We start from the raw sequence: 20,037 nt of genomic DNA on the forward strand, positions 1-20,037 counted from the left end.
CCCCCAGCTACACCAGGTATGCGCCCGGGCCGGAGCCGGAAACCAGCACGTCAATGTCCGAAAACTCTGCACGGAAACGCTCCGCGATAGCCTCGGCGTCGCCACTGCGGCACAGCACCTTCACGTTCGGGCCGGCATCCATGGTGGCGTAGCACTCGGTGCCCTCGTCACGCAGCGTGGCGACGAGGTCGAGAGCCGCCACCGAATCCGGATTCCAGTAGCGCACCGGGGGGAACGCCCCCAACATGGTGGCGTGCATGCGCATCGCATTGGCCTCGGCGAGCTCGCCGACCGCAGTGAAGTCCGCAGCGGAAATAGCGGCCTTCATGTCCTCGATATCGCGGGGCACCTGCTCCACCCAAGCCGGGAAGAACGGTGACGTCTGGACAGTCCGACGCATCGCCGCACGGCTGTCAATCTTCTTGCGCCCCGGTGCCAGCACCGCCACGACCAGGGAAAGGTCCAGGCCGGAATCCGGCAGAGCCACCGCGTGGCTGGAGGCATCGTCATCGCCGGGCAGCCACTCAACGAGGCCACCGAAAATGGAGCGGCAGGCCGAGCCGGAGCCGCGACGAGCCAGAGCTGAGAGCTGTTCCGGGGTGTAGTCCAGGCCGTAGGCCTTCGCCGCAGCCAGTGCGAGAGCACCAAAACCGGACGCGGACGAGGCCAGACCAGCACCCGTCGGAATTTCGTTGGTGCTGGTCACCTCGGCGAAAGTCGAGCTTCCCGCACGCTTGCGGACCAAATCCAAAAACTTCTGGACACGGGCGAGGTCCTTGCCCACCATCTCCTGTCCGTTCAGGGTGCCCGAGTCGGCGGTGACGCTGGGATCGTCGATAAGCGACACCGTGGTCGTCGTCGGAGCGATGCCGAGCGTGAGAGACAGCGAACCTGTGGCCGGCAGCTGCACGGCCTCATCGCGCTTGCCCCAATATTTGATCAGGGCGATGTTGGGGTGAGCGACGGCGGTAGCGGTCGTGGTCACGAGGGATTTACCTCCACAGTCCAAGTAGCAACGGCATTGGCACCCATCATGGCATGGCTAATCAGTTCCGCGTGGTCCGCGGACTCTGCCAACGCCATCACACAGCCACCGCAACCGGCACCAGTGAGCTTCGCACCATGGGCGCCAGCCAGACGTGCAGCAGCGACGAGATCAGAGATGGACTCGTGCCCGACACCTAATTCCTCAAGCGCCCCCTGCGCCGAGTCCATACGGTGGCCAAGACGGACAAAATCGCCCTTGGCCAGGTTGTGCACCGCAGCATCGGTCAGCTGCCCCAAGTGGTCCAGCAACTCTTGGCCGTGGACTCGGTGCGAATCGACAAAACCGCGCACGCGAGCAACCGCCAGCGAGGTCGAGCCACGCACACCGGTGTCACCGAGCACCAGCCACATCTTCTTGGCCACCTGCAACGGCCGGAACTCACCCTGTTTGAAGTAGACCGGACGAGAGGCACGAGCCACCGTGGCATCCAGGCCAGAGGGGTTGCCGTGCGCCAGGCGCTCAGCCTCCTGTACCAAATCAAAGCGCTGGCGCTCGGTCAAAGTGCCGCCAGCGAGGTCACGCACGGCGTCGATAAGCGCATGTGCCACAGCGGCGGAACCACCCAGCCCCGCGGCGGGCGGAATGCCGGAGCGGAGACGAACCAACAGGTCACGCTCGGGAATACCGAAGGTGCGCAGGCCCGCGCGAAGTGCGGCGGCAATAGAGGAAAAGCGCTCCGGCAGCTCATCGATGCTAATGACCTCGCCGTCCATGGAAAATAGGACCGGAGAATCCTCCACGCGGTCAATCCACGCCATCGTACGCAGCGACGTCACCGGCAGTGCAATAGCCGGCTTGCCGTAGACCACGGAGTGCTCGCCCAGCAGAATCGACTTAGCATGTGCCTCGCCGAACGCAGCACCCTGTTCGTTAGCCAGGGCATAGAACTCCCCGGTCTCCAACTCCTCGGACTTGTCGAGACCGAAATCGTCGACGCCGGCGTTTTCTACGCTGGTCACGAAGCTACACATCCTTTTCCGAAACCGACTGTGCCGCAGCCTGCGCCTCCGCCGGTCCATGGATGCCCGGCACGCCCGCAATGTCGAAACCGTACTTGGAGAACTTCTCCGCACCGACCCCCCAGACGTGATTGAACCACTCGGTCATCGGCTCGCTGGCACGACGCTCAGCCAGCTCCTGCGGGGTCACGTACACCACTTCATCGACCTCATCAGGATTGATGTCCACCGATGTCGGATCGACGATGCCGGCGTACACGTGGTTGTACTCGTATTCAGCCAGACCCGAACGGTCGTCGATGACTTGGTAGATGACGATGCCAATCTCCTCCAAGTCGGAGACCTCCGCACCGAGCTCTTCCTTCGCGCGACGCTCGACAGCATCGGCCACCGGCTCCCCCGGCAGTGGGTGCGAGCAGGTCGCATTCGTCAACAGCAGCGGCGAGTGGTACTTCGACTCCGCACGACGCTGCAGCAGCATACGTCCCTGCTCATCGAAGAGGAAGAGAGAAAAGGCACGGTGCAAAATTCCCGGGGGAACGTGCGCTTCCAGCTTGCCGACGGTACCGAGAACCCGGCCGTCACGATCGACAACCTCTACCTGGATGTCGGCTTCCCCCGGGGCAAAACGGGCCTTAATGTCCTCTGGTGCATCATTCATATCCACACTCCTGACTCTAGACCGCGGCCACGACAGCAGCTAACTCCCCCGCAATCTTGCGAGCCGATTCCGCATCAGCGGCCTCCACCATTACGCGGAAGAGCTCCTCTGTACCAGACGGGCGCAGCAGCACACGACCGGTCGATCCCAACTTCTCCTCCGCAGCTGCAATGGCGGCCTTGACCTCATCCGAACCCAGGATTGCGGCCTTGTTCGACACCGGCACGTTAATAAGAGTTTGTGGCAGAACCTTCATGACGGAAGCCAGCTCAGCCAGAGACTTACCGGTCTGGGCCATCCGAGCCATGAGGTACAGGCCGGTAAGCGTGCCATCGCCAGTGGTGGCATGATCCGGAATGACCACGTGCCCCGACTGCTCACCGCCGAGCGAGTAACCGCCGGCGTTCAGATCAGCCAGCACATAGCGGTCACCGACCTTGGTGGTGCGCAGGGTGATGTCATTGTCCTCCATCGCCAACTTCAGCCCGAGGTTACTCATCACCGTGGCCACCAGCGTGTTGTGGTGAAGCAGACCCTTTTCCTTCATGGCGACTGCCAGGATGGCCATAATCTGGTCGCCATCGATGACGTTGCCCTGCGAGTCCACAGCCAAACAGCGGTCAGCATCACCATCGTGGGCCAGACCCAGGTCCGCACCGTGCTCCAGCACAGCCGTGCGCAGCACCTCAATGTGGGTGGAACCGCAATTGTCGTTGATGTTGTAGGAATTCGGCTTGTCGTGGATAGCAACGACATCCGCACCGGCAGCCGCGTATGCCATGGGGGCTGCCTGCGAAGCTGCACCATTTGCGCAATCCACTACGACACGGATGCCGTCGAGCTTGGTGCTGACCGCGCGGGAAAGGTGGAACAGGTAACGGTCGAGGCCATCCGGAGCCTCCTCGATAACACGACCAACTCCGGTGCCCGTGGGCCCGGTCTCCGGCAGGTTGTGGAGGGCGTGTTCGATTTCCTTCTCCACCGCGTCGTCAAGCTTGGTGCCGCCACCGGCAAAAAACTTGATGCCGTTATCCGGCATCGGGTTGTGGGATGCCGAAATCATCACACCCATGTCGGCCCCGTAGTCGTCGGTGAGGAACGCGACAGCCGGAGTGGGCAGCACGCCAACCCGTAAAACATCGACGCCCTGGGATGCCATGCCCGCGGACAGCGCTGCGGCGAGCATCTCACCGGAGACACGCGGATCACGGCCGACAATCGCCAGGGGACGACGGCCCGACGGATTCGTTCCGCTGGTCAGCACAGTGGCCGCAGCAGCACCCAGCTGCAGTGCCAGCGGTGCGGTCAGAGTCTTATTCGCCAAACCGCGGACGCCATCAGTTCCGAAAAGACGTGCCATTGTTGCTAGACCACTCCTTGGGGTTTTGGGGTTTTTTAAGTTTTGGTATCGCGAATGATTGCAATATCGATGCTGTATTACTTTAGCCGGTCGCGCAGGCGAATCCAGACTAACCACAGGACACAATTGGCTGCGGATCATAAACCGTGGTCTGAGTCTCACGCGAAATTTCCGCCCCAGAGAGATCTCGGATAACGCGGGTGTCGGAAGTCGTGAAACCCTGCGCTCCCGAAGACGGCTGACAAGAGCTGCCGCTGACCTTCATGCGCTGCGGTTGCGTATACGCCCAGCGACCACCGTTGATGGACTCGACGTTGACCTTCTTAACACCCTTGATACGCACCGTTACTTCCGTACTCGTGGCGAAAGCCTCAATGATAACCGGGGTGTCGGAGTTGTTCTTGAACGCCAAATCGATTGCACCCTCGTACACTGTCGCCTCACGGCCAGCCGGGTAGCGCGAAATGTAGTAGCTGTGTGGCGTGTGCGTGACATCTTCCATACCGGCGAAGTACGAAGCGTTGTACAACGTGGTGGCGAACTGACTAATACCGCCACCGACAGCCTTATCCGCGTGGCCGTTGAGGATGATGCCGGACTCGACAAACCCCTGTGCAGTGCCACGCGGTCCCGTGTAGCCGTTCAGACTGAAGGTATCCCCCGGCGCGACGAATGCGCCGTTGACCATCTGTGATACCAGCGCAATGTTCGTGCCCGATGCCGAACTGAATCCACCAGTGGTGAACTCGCCAATGACATCATTGAAGGTGGCACTCTCCGCCTGCTCAGTGGTGTAGGTTGCGGGCTGATCCTCGTAGACCGCATCGAACTCGCGCTTATCCGTGGAGGTCACACGCTCGGCGAAGTCCTTCATAGTTTCGTCCCACTTCACCGCCACACCGTCGACCGAGGGGACTACCTCACGCGAACCACCGCTGAAGCGTATCGACGCATTGCGCTTGTCCGTCTCGGAAGCAGCCAGACCCTCCTCGAGAATTTCGCGGGCACGGTCGACATTGATGTCGGCAGCCAGCTTGCCGTCACGTGGCACGAAGCTGATGACCTCGGCCATGCGCTCCGGCGGAATCACACCATCGTTGCCGTCCCGGCCCTTGGCCACAATCGGACCCGACACCGCGTCGGCGGCTTCCCCCTCTGCCGCCTCCTGAACCTGATCCTCACCGATAGCTGGATTATGCGCAGTCGTCTCCACATCAATGCCATCGAGAGACAGCCATTTAGTGGCCAGATCTTCGCTGACCGCGTTGCGGTCGACATCCTGGCCGATAACCGGTGGGGTCGTCTCCACACGGCCGTCGACAAGCTTGACCTGACCATCGACGGGGGCAATGGAGAGCTCGCCGACCAAACGGTCAACCTGCGGTTCGAACTTCGAGCTATCGATATCGCTGACCAGATCCATCTCGCGCGTCGTAAAGAAGCTGCGGACCCAGGTAATTGGGTTAGCCGTCTGCTTGCCCGCCTGGGCAACCGTCTGCTCCCAATTGATAGTCAGGCCCGCATCATTGGGCAGAACCTCCGCGGTGCGTTCGCCAGCGCGCAATGACACAGGGCGCACAGAGAGGTCACCGAGCTCTTTCTCAAGTTTGGCCTCGGCGTGATTTGCACTCAATGTACTGATATCGACACCCGCAACGGTAGATCCGCGCGGAACATGCCCCTTGTTCAGTACGTAATCGACGGCGTAAAACACGCCGAAGAGCACGAAGAGACCGAGGACGATGCCAAGGAAAAACTTCGAGCCACGGCGCTTAGAGGGAGACTTGTGTTTAGCCACAGCCACTTACTTTACCGCGAAAAACACTATTTATTAGTTTCTTATCAGATTCCGCAGGTATCCGGAATGCGCTTCTTGTTCTTCGCATACTGCTGGAACGCATCCACCACAGCATCGGCGTAGACGTTGGCGCCGTCAGGAGTCGGGTGAATCAGGTCAGCACGCAGCTTAGATTGGTCGTCACGGACACCATGACACCAGTCGGCCACATACACATTGTCACGCTTCTTTGCCGCGTTGAGCACTTCCTTCTCCGACTGCGGCATCCACACACGGTCGCCGTACGGATTAATAAGGACAATGATGCGATTGTCACTGAGCGAATCGAGGATCTCATCCAATAGGTGCTCATCCGATGCCGCCGCAGACTGGTTGATACCGAGCCCCAACACGACGAACTGGTCGAGCGTGCCAGCCGCTTCCATGCTGGCAATAATTCCCGGTGCTGCCGGGTAACCGCGAGACACCGCCGCGTCGATGTAGATACCGGGCAGCTTGTCTTCCAGCGCAGACGCTGAGGCGAGCATCACGGAATCTCCGATTGCTGTGATTTGATCACCACGTGGCATGACGCGCTTGGCCAGCTCGGCCTCCTCCGCCTTTTGAGCCTTCGCCCGACGCTCTGTCGCCTCCTGCAGCTGCGCTTCCAACCGAGTCATCTTCGGCCCCGTAGCCATACCCACAACTGCACCAACTACTACGACCAGCGCAACGCCAGCTGCAACACCAGGCTTCCAGGAGCCTGCGAATTGCGTGCCCGAAAACTGTGCCAGCCAACCGCGGTACCCCAACCTACGAATCGGAGTTTCCACATTCTTGAACGACCAGTTCGCCAACACCAGCGACAGCGCAACCCCCGCGACGGCGGCAAACTTTTCATACTGCATCGCCTCATTGCGCTCAAGCAGTTCACGGATGAGCACGATGACCGGCCAATGCCACAGGTATAGCGAGAAAGAAATCTTCCCCAGCCAGCACAGCGGCTTGAACTCGAAAATCTGCCGCACCGGCGACACGCCACGGACGACGAGGTAGAGAATTGCCACCGATAGCAACGAAGCGAAGACCAACCCACCGCGGTACGTCACGGACGCGGTGTCCGACATCGTCAACAGAACCACCGAGAGGAAAATCAACGGTAGTGAGGCAACCACAAAAGCCTGTGCGGAGCTACCGAAGAAATCTCGCATCAGGGGTTCAGTGCGTGTCCAGGAATCCGCCTCCGCGCGTGACGACGTCGACGTCAACCACAACGCGAGAGCCGCACCGAACAGGAGACCAAAAGCATGGGTATCGGTGCCGTAGTAAACACGCGTGGGGTCAACCTTCGGGTCATAGAGCGCCACCATCCATACGAATGAGACCACCGAACCGACCGCAGCCACTGCCGCAAGCTTGCGGAATGCGAGCTTTAAGGTGAGTAAAGCCACGAAAATCAATGGCCAGAACAGGTAGAACTGCTCCTCCACTGACAACGACCAGTAGTGGGCCAACAGCTGCACTCCGGAGTCCGCGAAGTACGACTGAGAGCCAGCGATCTGCGTCCAGTTATTGACGAAAAAGACTGTGCCGAGAAACTGCGTCGATAAGCCGACCGCCGGATCCCCACCAATCAGACCTGCGACGGCGATTGAGATAAACATCACGAACATCGCAGCCGGTGCGATGCGGCGGAGCCGACGGAGCCAGAAGTCCTTCAAATCGATACGGCCGGTGACTGCGCGCTCGCGGATTAGCAGCGAGGTAATAAGGAACCCGGAGAGCACGAAGAAGATATCGACACCGATGTAGCCGCCGGGAAGGACATTGTCGAAGAAATGATAAATCACCACTGTGGCCACAGCTAGGCCACGCAGTCCGTCAATTCCCGGCACGCGTCGAATGCGGAAGGGGTGTTTAGCCAACGGCACTGAGCCAGAGGAGCTGTTCGTATCAGAGGTCTTGGTAGCTGCGGTACTCACCGCCATACGGTTTCCTTCTTCAAGCGCGCTTCATTTGCGCCGCACTTCATTCGCACCGCGAAAAATCGATTCTCGTGGCAGGGCTTTTAACGGATAGAAGTCTAACGTACGGGGCTTCTCCCAAGAATTCAGCTATATCTGGCAAAAGTCGGAACTTAACCAAAAAGCACCTCGTTTGCGCTTAATACGCAAACTGAGGTGCTTTATGAAGCAGTAAAGCTTAACGCTTGGAGTACTGCGGTGCGCGACGGGCCTTGTGCAGACCGGCCTTCTTGCGCTCGACAGCACGAGCATCGCGGGTGAGGAAGCCAGCCTTCTTGAGAACGCTGCGCTCCTCCGGGTTGAACTCGTTCAGTGCACGAGCAATAGCCAGGCGCAGAGCACCTGCCTGACCGGACGGGCCACCACCGTTGATGTTGGCCTTAATGTCGAACTGGTTCTCGCGCTCGACCAGAACCAGCGGGTCCTTGATCTCCTGCTGGTGCAGCTTGTTCGGGAAGTAGTCGTCAAGCTCGCGACCGTTGCAGACAATTTTGCCGGAGCCAGCGGTCAGAACGACGCGGGCAACAGCGCGCTTACGACGACCGACAGTCTGAATCGGGCGATCCAGAGTCAGCGGTGCAGCCGGAGCGGCCTCAGCTTCGGTCTCGGTAGCAACTGCGTCGCCGATGGAAGAGGTGAACTCTTCGGTGGCAGCAGCAGCGGCAGCCTGAACATCATCGTAGGAAGCCTCGGTGGCCTCTACGTTCTGGTTCTCGTTGACGTCCTGTGGGTTGGTCACTGTGCCACCGCCTTGATCTCGTAGTTTTCAGGCTTCTGACCGGCGAACGGGTGCTCGGAACCGGCGAAGACATGCAGCTTCTTGATGGACGCACGCGAAAGCTTGTTGTGCGGCATCATGCCCTCAATAGCCTCAGCGATAACGCGCTCCGGGTGAACCTCGAGGGAACGACCCAGGGTCATCGTCTTCAGGCCGCCCGGGAAGCCCGAGTGGCGGTAGCGCATCTCACGTTCCCGCTTGTTAGAGGAGACGTGCACCTTATCGGCATTGATGATGATGACGTGGTCACCGCAGTCAACGTTAGGGGCGAAGTAAGCCTTGCCCTTACCGCGCAGCAGATCTGCGGCGTGAGTAGCCAGACGGCCGAGAACAACATCGGTAGCGTCGATGACGTACCACTTGCGCTCGATGTCACCGTCCTTCGGATGGAAAGTAGACAACATGACTCCTTTTAGGGTCCGTGTAGATTTGCCAGCCACCGTGCACACTGTTGTTATTCCCCGGCGGCCGGTGGAGACCCGAGGCAACATCGAAGTGTGCGCACACAATTTGGCTACTTTACCCCGAGGATGTGCCAGAACAAAAACACCAAAAGCCAGCCTCAGCCAAAAACTGCTGAGACTGGCTTTTCGCCGGTGCTGTGAGCACATCTAACTGAGTGCCTCAATTGAGCAATGCCCTCCCCTCCCCCGGTTACAGAGCTCAATTACGAAAGCGGCTCAATCAGAACTCAATCAGAAACTGAGCTACCCCCAACTAGCTGCCGCGCGACGGTTGATATCCGCCATCCGCTGGCTGCCCGCGCTGACGGTATCCGCAATAGTCGTAAGAATCATGTTGAGCTCCTCCGCGGCGGTATCCCATTCTCGCTGAGCCTCCTGGTAAGACTCTGAGGACTCACCCTCCCACGTAGAGACCATCGGCGCGATGCGCTTCTTCAAATCTCCGAGCAGACCGTTGATAGTGCCGGAAGTGGAACGGATGTCATCCGCGGCTCCATCAATGCCGGCGAAGCTGTACCTAATTGGTTGCATAAAGTACCCTTTCCCCAAAGTTATTGTGAGTTGTGTGTTTTTACGTGTTGCGCGAGGTGACGCACAACGCCTAAAGGTTCAGCAACGACGAGCCCGCTGCTGCCACCTGCTTGAACGACGACGCCCCCTCGTCCTCGCCCGCATCGAAACTGCTCGAATTCGCACGGATATTGTCCGCGATATCCGTCAGCGCATTGGACAGACGCATTGCTGCATCATCCCAACGAAGCATCAGATCATCGAAGCTGGCCTTTGCCTGGCCCTTCCATTCCCCCGCCAGACCGTCGACAACACCGCGAATTCGCCCCAGTTCACCCTGGACCTCCGAGTTGACACCATCGACATCTCCTGCGGTAGTGGTCATTTGATCTGATTCGGCTGCAAATAAGTGTGCCACTGTATTTCCCCCTTTTTAGTGTTGAGTGACTGCTTTACGACGGCGCTTTTACCTCCCCGCGCGAACCAGCCAGCTTCCCGCGTTAAAAACCCGTCATATTGTTTGGCGCGAAAAACCTCGATTCGGTTCCATTTTGTTTTTCGCCCCCTTACCCCCGGCTACCCCCTCCCGTTGGCCTGTCCTGTTCCCGCCTCACCTGGGCACTACGACATAGGCTTGGCACTAGCTACCGCCTGATCGCACACCGGCCGCGCCGCAGCAATAGTCCTGCCGCGGAACTGACAGCCCACGCTGACCTGGACCCCATCTATCACCTTGTGATGCCAGAGCACGACCGAGTTACCGGACGGCAGGCGCTCCTCCACTACCACGAGGTCGGTGCCCATAACTTGCCTGCGTTCTGGTGCGGACTTCGTCTCATCCCCGGCAGACACGCTGCTTAACGCGGCAGCCAGATGCTCAAGTGTCATCTCCTGCGAAAGTGGGGTGGCAAGTGCCAAGACCCGCATATCTCCACCATCCACCGCAGTCATCCGGTCTAGCGGACTAGTCGGATCCAGCTCCCACCCGTCGGGAAAACGAGCTTCCACACCCGCATTGGCAAGAGTGACTGTTGGCACAGCATCGGGAGCCGGTTTCGACTTTTGCGGCGACGAAAGCACCGAGGGAGGCTGCGAGGGGGAAGTCTCTGGCTCTGCTTCTGGCACTATCTCTGGCACTGCTTCTGTCTCCGCCAGCACCTTCGTCTCACGCTGGCTCCTTTTCCCCTCGTTTTCCCTTGCTATGCCGTCACTGATCAGCCATGCAGAGATTCCGACAATGAGAACCACCACCGTCAGCACCCCAAGGGCGGTCAAAGACACAACCCCGCTTCGATCCGACTCAGATTTACTTCCGGGTCTGCTACCCAAACTACTGCCAAACCCCTCCTCAGCTGTTGCTTCGCCGCCGAGGTCCTCGACCCCAATGGGATGGGCGCGTTCCCCGAGCCACGTGGTTGGACAGTCAAAGACTAAAAACCCGCGATCTCTCAGTCGATCGGCCAGCAGAGCTCTCCGTGGCTGAGCTAGTCCCGGCGGAACCTCCGCGACTATGAACTCAATTTCTTCCTGCCAGCGCGGTGGATACTCGGTGATACCGCGCCCGCCAGTAACCTCCACATCATCGGGCATGCCGAGGGACGAATCCGGATACATGGTCAGCTGATAGGCCATAGCAATCACGGTTTCCACCAACGGTGCACTGTCATTCGCACCGACCAAATGCGACATCCGACTATCGATATGGCCGCCGCTCAGGCGAGTGACACAGACGCGTGTTTCCTCGACCTCAACGAGAACGCTATGGGGCACCGTAGCCTCATCGAGTTCTAAAACAGCGTCGGCAAGCGTGAGAATGTACGGATTGAGGTCGGCAGCCAGCAGCGCGGAAGCCAGACGGTATTGTCGCGCCGCGCCCCAATAACTGGGCACGATAACCGTGTGCATGCTCTCAAGGAGTCTTCTAGGGCCGTGAGCTGCCAGTTCTGCTGTGTCATCAGGTGCGGTAAGCCCCCACAGATGCCACGTGCCATGACGCAATGTAGGAACCTGCATGGCGCTGGGAGCGTCGACTCGAATCATCAGCTGGCCTCCTGATCACCAGCAGGGTCCAACCAACCCAGCTGAACAATTTGCGGGTTCTGACCGTGCGCTATCCAATAGCCACGCCCTGGCGGCTGCTCGCAGGGCTTCACGCCCACAATCGGGCCGTCATCGCGCGTGCCATCCATGACAAAGACGCTGGCACCCTGGTCTTTCACCACACCCATGACGGGGTCGTGAAGGGAACGCAATGCGCCACTGATTCGGCGGGCGAAAAAGATATTGAGTCCGATGTCGGCCGCATGGGCGATGACTTCTGCCAGCGGCAGCAAAGGGTTGCCCCGAGAACTGGCCACCAGGTCGTAGTCGTCCACGATGACATTAATGGTTGGGCCGCTCCACCAATTTCGGGCCTTTAACTGTGCCGGTGTGATGTCCGACTGTGGGAGGCGTGCTTTCAGAACCTCCGCAAGCTCAGCCAACATGGGCGTCGCCACAGCTGCCGAGCCCGCATAGCCGGCTAACCGCGCTTCCGGCACGGCCTCCATCAGCCCCCGGCGGTAGTCGATCACGACAAATTTCGAGTCCGACTGAGAGTAGCGGAGCTGGTGAATAATGCCCCGCAACGCAGCGGTTCTGCCGCTGCCCGCCGACCCATAAATTAACAGGTGACGGTCCTTTTCCGGATGGAATACCACCGCTCCCAATCCAGCTTCTTCCAGACCTACGGAAATTGCGCCCCTCGTCGCAGCCGCCGGACGGGGCAACCGCGCAATGTCAATCCGCCGCGGCAGCAACTGAAGCTTGGGCGCCTGCTCACCGGGCGGCGCTTCCTCCGCAATTCGCTTGGTGTCCGCTGCACCACTGAGAGCTACCAACATCGCGAACCCGCCCGGCGCGACTCCACGTCCCGGACTCTCCGGCACTAGCTCCGCCGCCTTGCGATCAATCATCGAATCCATCGACTCCGCCTGCCGCAGCTCGATGCGAGTACCAATCAAGTCGCGAACGGTGGGTCGCATGTCGGTCCACCTATAGGCAGTAAGAATGACGTGAATGCCCACGGCGAGGCCATCTGCAATTAGCGCCTGCGCATCATCGCTCAGCGTCGGAAACTCCGTCTTGAATGCGCCCCAGCCGTCAATGACCAAGACCGAATCAGCCTGTCCCGCTGCCCGCGCCGCTTCCGGCGACAGCCAACCGTTGGTACGAAAGAGCTGTTCCCGACGGCTTACTTCACGACGCAGAAAACCAATCGTGCGGCGAATCAGTTCCTCGTCTCCGCGGTGTGCGACCGATGCCACATGCGGCAGCTCAGCCAGGTCACTCAGGCCACCCGCACCGCAGTCTATGATGTAAAAATGCAGGTCACGGGCGCTGATGCCGTCGGCAAGCGCGAGTACCGCCGTGCGCGTGGCAGTGGTCTTGCCAGACCGCGGCGACCCGACAATCGCCACGTGCCCACCGGTTGTGCGCAAATCAATGCGCAATGGATCCTGCCGTTGGAACAGCGGTTTGTCCACTAACCCAATTACGCCCGTCAAACGTTGCCGAGGCTTCTGCTCGTCGCGCTGAAGCTCGATGGACTCCGGCAGCGGCGGCAACCATACCCGATGCGCACGTGCTGTTACATGCTTCAACGCCTCCACAACAGCTCCGAGGACCGTTTGCTCCGATGTCTGCGCAGGCAGGTCCGGCGTTCCATCACCGCTTGACGACGCTCCGAAAACCTCCCGCGCCCAATTTTCGGCGGTAAATTCAACGACAGTCGCGACATGTCCCTGCAGTCCCAGCCCCTGCTCTGCCGGTATCGCCGCAGCGTCCGTGGCCCGCGCGTTAACTACCGGACCGGAAACATACGCCGACCGAAACCGCACCGGCTCTGCGGCAGCGGACTTGATATACCCAATGCCGGGAATTGCCGGAAGATGATAGGCGTCAGGCACACCCAGCACACTGCGCGATTCCGCGACAGAGAAGGTTTTCAGACCAATGCGGTAGGAAAGATGGCTTTCCAGACCGCGCAAACGGCCTTCCTCCAAACGCTGACTGGCCAGCAGCAAGTGCATATGCAAACTGCGCCCCAACCGCCCAATTGCGACAAAGAGCTCAGCGAATTCCGGGCGAGCAGACAACAACTCCGAAAACTCATCCACAACAATCAACAGCGCAGGCATGGGCGGCGCATCAATCTGCCCGGAGCGCCGGGCTTCCTCGTAATCGCTGACTCCGGCGAAATTACCCGCAGTGCGCAGTTGCTCTTGGCGCCGCGTCATCTCACCACGCAGCGCAGCCTCCATGCGGTTGACCAGGATAAGCTCCTGCTCCAGGTTGGTAATGACCGCGGAGACATGCGGCAATTGATCGAGCCCCAGGAACGTCGCACCACCTTTGAAGTCCACCAACACAAAGTTGAGCTGGTCCGGACTGTGCGTGGCGGCAAGCCCCACCACTGTCGTCCGGAGAAATTCCGATTTGCCCGATCCTGTAGCACCTACGCACAGCCCATGTGGCCCCATGCCGCCCTCGGCGTTTTCCTTAAAATCCAGATACACCGGCGCGCCGTCATCACCGGCACCAACAGGAATGCGCAGACGTGCGCTGCCATAACGCGGTCGGTAACGCAATGTCGACGGTGGCGGGTACAGACCGAGCTCTTCCATCACCGGATCTTCCGAGGTCGTATCGGTACCATCCGCGTTTGCTCGCTTTTCGAAGCGCGCCAAGCTCCGCCCGAGCACCTCCGCCTCCGCCAGACTCAATTGGTCTGGCACACCAATCTCTTCCCTCCCGGACGCGGTTTCTGCATGCACTGTGGTATCTGAGACAACCAAAGCGATGCCATGGTGCACAGCCGCCTCCCACAGCATTGACTGTGCCTCCACAGCGGACAGCAAAACTATCGAGGTCTCAGACCCCGCCGCATCAAAGATTGGCGCCAGTTCAGTGACATCAAGCTGCTCGCTCGAATCCGCCAGTACAATCAACACCGCAGCTGGCAGAGTATCCATTGCTGTGAGCAGCTCGACGAGTTGCTCACAGGTCTCCGCCCGCAACCGCGCCGGACCGCAGGCATCGGTGACTGTGGGGTGCGCGTGATGCGGCACCCATTTCAGCCACTCCCACTCATCCCCCACCACTGCGATCAGACAATCCTCTGGATGATGCAACGCGGCCGCTTGCCCCACGATCGCTCGCGCCAACCCCTGCGCTGCGGAACCTCCCGTGAGCGCAACGATGTCAAAAGCCGTCACATCTATGGCAAAGGGCACCGCCTCAACCTGACGAGCCGAACGAATCACTTCCCGCAACGCCACCGCGGAGACCGGATCCAATTTCTCCGGCGCCGGAATCGCCGGCGGTGTCACAGGCGTTGCGGGCTGCTGCGTTGCCACCCCAATGCGCAGCTGCAAGAAATCCGAGTCCCCCTTGCGACGTTCACACGCCCGTCCCGTCTCTCCCAATTGCCACAGTGTTCCGGGCCGCGGATGGGTAAACTGCGCCGATTCACGCTGCATCCTCGCGGCTTTCCCCACGGCCCGACGAATGCTGGACAAGTGCCGTTGATAGTCCTTGCGCGCCGGTGCTATGTCCTTGCTCCCCGCCCCTGTCGATACCATCATGCCTACGGTGGAAAAGACCATCATCAGCGGAAACATAAACGACATTGGGTTGCGTCCCATTCCTGAGACAAACATCAACACCACCATGCCGACCACCGCCACGACCATCACCAATGGCATGAGTGCACGCATCAGCGGCACCGACTGTGGCTCCGGTGCCTCCGGTGGCACATCCGGCGCAATCGTGCCCGTCATAGGCTGCGGCCCAGTTTTTCGGGTACCCGGAATCTCCGTCTGTGCACTTGTCACAAAAATCCCCCCGGTTTTGTGTCGCCCCTTTTTTCACTCGACGGCCAATCCCCTGACCAATCGGTGTGCACACAGCTTAGACCACACCCCGGATTCGCGCAGCGGAAGAACGAAAATCTGAAGCCGGGGGCACGCGCGGTTGCTGCTCCGAGTAGCGCACCAAGGAGTTGTGCGACACTCTAGAAGCACTAAAGCATGCACTATTCATGGGGGAAATACATGCTGGGGGAACTCATTCGCGTGCGCATTGACGCCGCACACACGTCCGACGAAATCAGTCGCACACATGCAGATCTGGCACTTCCGACCAACGTTGCCATCGCCGCGCTCATACCTGATATCCTGCGCATTTTCGATATTGAAGTTGCAGATTATCCATTAGCTCAGTGGCAACTCCGGACCGCCACCGGCACAATCTTGCTTGCCGACGACACCCTGGACAAAGCCGGTATTTCTCCGGGTGAGCGTCTTGTTGTCATCAACGATCCGGGACCCGTGCCCACACCGCGAGTCTTCGATGCCGCCGATGCCATCACCGACACCGTCTATACCGATGGCATTGGCACCGCTGACCTCATCGTCGGCTGCACCGCCGCCGTCGTGGCCACAGTTTCAATCGCGGTGGCATCGCTGAGCTTGAGCAGCACCGATTCCACGTTGGCGGCAGCAATCAGCTTCATCGCGCTCTTGGCCGTCGCCGGCGGACTGCGCCTGGCCCTACTTCGTCATGCGAGAGCGGCGATTGCCACAGTTTTAGAGCTACAAGTGCTTATTCTGAGTGCCGCATCAGCGCTCAGCTTTGTCGGTTTCGAGCTGAACTACCTTCTCACAGGCTGGCCGCCGACAGCCGCCCTCGCCACAGCGTTTGCTGTCACCGGATCAATATTTCTCCTGCTCAAGAACCTCGATAGCAATAGCCGTATGACTGCCACTTTGGGCGCAGCCAGCCTCAGCACGGCCGTGGTTTGCGGGAGCTACGCCACCACTGTCGCGTTTTCTCACAATCCGATCCAGTCAGGGGCACTCACTGCGGCGTGTGCACTTACCCTGGCCCTGTTGGCACCTTCCATCGCGATTAAAGCGGCTGGCATTCGCGTACCAAAGGTCCCCGCTGCCGGCGAGAGCTTCGAGGACACTGAAACTCCTCAGATCTCCCACAACGCACCCAAGCGAGCCGGTTGGATTCTCGACGGCATCGTCTGCAGCAGCACCGGGAACCTCAGCATTTTCACCCTAATCGTGTTGTTTTCGGGCGACAGCACAAGTACGTGGTGGTCCTTGGGCATGGCTGTTGCCGCCATCGTTTTCTGCGCTATCCACTCCCGCGGGCATGCCAGAAAAGTTGCTGCCGCCAGCGCAGCTTTAGCCAGCCTGGTAATCGCCGTGGCAGTCGCCCTACAGCAGTGGTTCGAAGGAAATTGGCCAGTTGCTGCCGCCCTCGTCGTGCCAATGCTGGCAGCGACTGCCCTGGCGGCATTTCCAGCTTCCCGTATCTCTCCTACTACGCGCCGCATCGCCGAACTCACCGAGGCCTGCACCATCGCCGTAATTTTTCCCATCGCGGCCATCATTGCCGGGTTCCCCGAGTTCGTAAGTGGGTTCTTCCAGTGAAAAAACCAACCGCAACAAGGGCCCGTATTGCCACCGCAACCGCCATTTCCACGCTGCTTATTTCCACGCTGGCTACAACCACTTCAATCGCACCGTCAGGGCCCGCACCGATAGCGGCCGCCCAAAACAGCGATAACTGTGTAGCCACCATGTTGTCGTCGGAAAGCGCGCTCCACGAACCGACAGTGGCCGAAAAGACGCTTCATTATCGCCAGGCGTGGCAACTGACGACGGGCGCGGGAATCACAGTAGCCGTGATTGATACCGGAGTTTCGCCAAACGAGCGACTCGGCGAAGTTAGCGACGGCGGCGATTTTGTCGAGAACAACAGCGGACTGGTGGATTGCGACGGACATGGCACGCTGGTGGCCGGAATCATTGCAGGCAAACCGGGAAATGACAGCTTTGCGGGCCTGGCGCCCGGCGCGCAGGTGCTGTCGATAAGGCAAACGGCCGATGGTACGGGCAATTTGGAATCCCTGGCAGAAGCCATCGACAAGGCGATAGCCGAGGGGGCGAAAGTCATCAATATTTCGCTAACCTCGTGTGCCCTGGGCGACACGATGCCCCACGGTGCAGCAGCAGTTGCCGACAGCGTGGCACGAGCAGAAGTCTCCGGCGCTGTCGTAGTCGCAGCAGCGGGCAATAAAGGCAACAACTGCCAGGAGGGGTCGGTGGCATGGCCTGCGGTGTTGCCGGAAGTCATTGCCGTATCAGCGGTGCAATTCGATGAGGCAGGGCAGCCTCAACCCGCAGAATATGCGATTACTGGACCATGGGTGGACATCTCAGCTCCCGGCGGACCTGTGCTCGGCCCCGACCCGCGCACTCCTACTGGGCTCATCGACCGCTACCTAGTCGGATCCGGCGACAACACCCGTGCGCAGCAGATCGCTGGCACCAGCTTTGCCACGCCCACGGTGTCTGGCACAGCTGCTCTGCTGCTGGCACGAAACCCAGAGCTCTCACCGCAGCAAGTACGCGACATCATTGTCAACTCTGCGAGTCCGATTAGCTCCGGACTTGGCCTTGGCCGCGGCATTATCGCGCCATACGACGCGTTGATGTGGACAACCGCCGATACCGTCGCTCAGCGTGACACCAATCCCGCAATGGCCCCGGCCCCGGCGGATCCGCTCTCCCCACAGCAGCGCAACGCACCACTACGTGCGACCGGGCTGCTGCTGGTGTGCGTCCTCGGGCTAGGGGCCTGGCTGCTCTTGCGCCCGGAACAGCGGACCTAGGGCTGCCTTTCTGCTCAGCTCAGGCCCGCCCCGCAACGCTGCCAGAACTTCCCACTCAACAAGCCGCGTACCGCCGTCATCGGTACTGCTCGATTCGTTAAAACCGAGGGCGGCCAGCGTTGTTCGGTCATGTACTGCAAAGCGCATTCCCTCCGGCGAAATAATATGCACCGCACCGTTAACGCTCACCGCAACGGAATTGCGCTCCCTGCTTCGAGCATCCACGAAACCATCGACCGCCACCCCTGGACCATCCGCATGCGGATAATCCGCACGGCGGCCCTCCGGGGCATGCTGTGACCACTGCACGAGCGCCTGGGATAGTCCAGCTACCCTTCCGGCACACAACCATCCATCACTATCGGCAAAATCCAGCGATTCTTCAGGCAGCCCCTGCACTACCGGCGCAGTCGCAACGGGGATATCGGCAAGCTGACTCTCGCTGGCCTGCATAATCGGGCTATGCGCAGCGAACAGTTCCCCTAGCACCGGTGAGAGAGTCGCGGCACCGTCGTCAAGCATGACGACGCGACGCTGTCCCACCTCAATCACGTTGCCCACAGTGTCGAATGGTGCGGGAAAGTGCGTAGGCGCACCGTGATTCGGGATAGCAGGCGTGGCCAAAGCGGAGACTTCCGGAATTGCCCTGAGCAGTGCCGGGCTGACAGGCCGGACAGTCGCCTGTTCCAACCCCAGCGCTCGGGACACAGCGGCGTGCTCAGGATGATTGGGATTCAATCGCGACCGAAAACCCTGCGTAATCAACCAAAGACTTTTCCCATCGGTGACGACCGCATTGTCAGAGCGAGCTTTGGCGAGCTGCTGAGCCTCCACCTCCACTTCTTCGAGGCGCACAACCGACTCCGCCACAACCCGCGGCTGCCCGAGGTCCTGAACTGTGCGTTCACACAAAGACAGAGCCAGCTCGGTCGCCTGCGCAACCCCGGAACCCCGCTGCATCATCGGAACTGTCGGCGCGCCCTCGATGCCAATGCCGAAACCGATCTCCTCGTCGTCGAGCTCACTGCTGCGCACCCGCTTCGGCTCAGCGGGGTTGCCCAAAACCAACCGCGCCGAAGCGAGATTGGCAACCGGATGCAGTCGGCCATTGACACGCACATGCAGGCTCTCTGAACCTGCCACAACAACTAGCGGCTCATTGTGGCTGGAGCCGCCCTGTGGTCTTACCAAAGACAGCACAGCTGTGCCTGCAGCCAGCAAAACCACCAGCGTGCAGCCAATAAATAGTGCTCGCGTACGAGTGCGTAATGGATCGTGCAACATTCGTGAATCAGCACGCACAAGAGCGTGCTCAATCCTCCGAACCAAAAATCGATGACCGCTGACCTGGCTAGGCGTAGTCGGCGTACGTGGCATGAGTCTCCCCCAAAACTATTCCCCCAAAAATCCCTCCCCTGCAGAGTAAGCCAGGTCACGCTACTGTGCGACCAGGGGGAATTTTGTTGGGGAACATGTTGGGGGGATTATTCTCATGACCCTGTCGTTATTACTGCTCACCACGGCAGTCATCATCGCAATAGGAGCGCATATACCGGTTCACGGCCGCAGCATACGCGACCGCCTGCGTCACACCGAGCACGGCACACTCATCGGGCTGCGTCTCACGCCAGGTCTGCGCAGCCACATAAGCTCTGCGGATATCGTCGCGCTTGCCGACGACAGCCCGGTGCCCCTCGACGCGCTGTGCTTCTATCACGTAATGCCAGA

16 protein-coding genes are annotated in these 20,037 nt (G+C 60.0%); 2 read left to right on the plus strand and 14 right to left on the minus strand.

The features are described from left to right. Positions 1-7 precede the first annotated feature (7 nt). The 12 genes from mvaD to eccCa form a co-directional block, all read right to left on the minus strand. Entirely contained in the window at positions 8-985 is a 978-nt protein-coding gene (gene mvaD / locus Q0U90_RS00435; RefSeq protein ID WP_297450027.1) for a diphosphomevalonate decarboxylase, read from the minus strand. Continuing rightward, on the minus strand, positions 982-2,007 hold the full coding sequence (gene mvk / locus Q0U90_RS00440; RefSeq protein ID WP_297450030.1) for a mevalonate kinase: 1,026 nt from the start codon (positions 2,005-2,007) through the stop codon (positions 982-984). Before mvk ends, mvaD begins: the two co-directional genes overlap by 4 nt. Before the next feature lie 4 nt (positions 2,008-2,011). After that, the gene (gene idi / locus Q0U90_RS00445) at positions 2,012-2,668 is read right to left on the minus strand and encodes an isopentenyl-diphosphate Delta-isomerase (protein ID WP_297450032.1); all 657 of its coding nucleotides are present in this window, start codon (positions 2,666-2,668) and stop codon (positions 2,012-2,014) included. A 16-nt stretch (positions 2,669-2,684) separates the two neighbouring features. Beyond that, positions 2,685-4,028, minus strand: coding sequence for a phosphoglucosamine mutase (gene glmM / locus Q0U90_RS00450; RefSeq protein ID WP_297450034.1), 1,344 nt, complete (start codon positions 4,026-4,028; stop codon positions 2,685-2,687). Between the two features lie 109 nt (positions 4,029-4,137). Continuing rightward, positions 4,138-5,826, minus strand: coding sequence for a VanW family protein (locus tag Q0U90_RS00455; RefSeq protein ID WP_297450036.1), 1,689 nt, complete (start codon positions 5,824-5,826; stop codon positions 4,138-4,140). 44 nt (positions 5,827-5,870) lie between these two features. After that, positions 5,871-7,793 carry an acyltransferase family protein gene (locus Q0U90_RS00460; protein ID WP_297450038.1) on the minus strand — a complete coding sequence of 641 codons (1,923 nt, stop codon included), beginning with the start codon at positions 7,791-7,793 and terminating at the stop codon, positions 5,871-5,873. A gap of 214 nt (positions 7,794-8,007) precedes the next feature. Then, positions 8,008-8,568, minus strand: a complete 561-nt coding sequence (rpsI, locus tag Q0U90_RS00465) for a 30S ribosomal protein S9 (RefSeq protein WP_297450040.1) — start codon at positions 8,566-8,568, stop codon at positions 8,008-8,010. After that, positions 8,565-9,008, minus strand: a complete 444-nt coding sequence (rplM, locus tag Q0U90_RS00470) for a 50S ribosomal protein L13 (RefSeq protein ID WP_297450151.1) — start codon at positions 9,006-9,008, stop codon at positions 8,565-8,567. The genes rpsI and rplM overlap by 4 nt, the downstream gene beginning before the upstream one ends. Before the next feature lie 306 nt (positions 9,009-9,314). Beyond that, positions 9,315-9,602, minus strand: coding sequence for a WXG100 family type VII secretion target (locus Q0U90_RS00475; protein WP_297450042.1), 288 nt, complete (start codon positions 9,600-9,602; stop codon positions 9,315-9,317). 70 nt (positions 9,603-9,672) lie between these two features. Continuing rightward, positions 9,673-9,999 carry a WXG100 family type VII secretion target gene (locus tag Q0U90_RS00480; RefSeq protein WP_297450045.1) on the minus strand — a complete coding sequence of 109 codons (327 nt, stop codon included), beginning with the start codon at positions 9,997-9,999 and terminating at the stop codon, positions 9,673-9,675. A gap of 203 nt (positions 10,000-10,202) precedes the next feature. Further along, a complete protein-coding gene (locus Q0U90_RS00485; RefSeq protein WP_297450046.1) occupies positions 10,203-11,621 on the minus strand; it encodes a type VII secretion-associated protein in 1,419 nt (472 codons plus the stop codon). Then, positions 11,621-15,454, minus strand: coding sequence for a type VII secretion protein EccCa (eccCa, locus tag Q0U90_RS00490; protein WP_297450048.1), 3,834 nt, complete (start codon positions 15,452-15,454; stop codon positions 11,621-11,623). Before eccCa ends, Q0U90_RS00485 begins: the two co-directional genes overlap by 1 nt. A gap of 219 nt (positions 15,455-15,673) precedes the next feature. On the opposite strand from eccCa, the gene eccD reads away from it, so the two are divergent. Beyond that, a complete protein-coding gene (gene eccD, locus Q0U90_RS00495) occupies positions 15,674-17,065 on the plus strand; it encodes a type VII secretion integral membrane protein EccD (RefSeq protein ID WP_297450050.1) in 1,392 nt (463 codons plus the stop codon). Then, entirely contained in the window at positions 17,062-18,309 is a 1,248-nt protein-coding gene (gene mycP / locus Q0U90_RS00500) for a type VII secretion-associated serine protease mycosin (protein WP_297450052.1), read from the plus strand. The genes eccD and mycP overlap by 4 nt, the downstream gene beginning before the upstream one ends. Here mycP and eccB read toward each other — a convergent pair. Further along, entirely contained in the window at positions 18,268-19,686 is a 1,419-nt protein-coding gene (eccB, locus tag Q0U90_RS00505; protein ID WP_297450054.1) for a type VII secretion protein EccB, read from the minus strand. The genes mycP and eccB overlap by 42 nt on opposite strands. A 130-nt stretch (positions 19,687-19,816) precedes the next feature. Further along, on the minus strand, positions 19,817-20,026 hold the full coding sequence (locus Q0U90_RS00510) for a hypothetical protein (RefSeq protein WP_297450056.1): 210 nt from the start codon (positions 20,024-20,026) through the stop codon (positions 19,817-19,819). Between the last annotated feature and the right edge of the window lie 11 nt (positions 20,027-20,037).

Source organism: uncultured Corynebacterium sp. (genome assembly GCF_946998835.1).
GTDB lineage: Bacteria > Actinomycetota > Actinomycetes > Mycobacteriales > Mycobacteriaceae > Corynebacterium.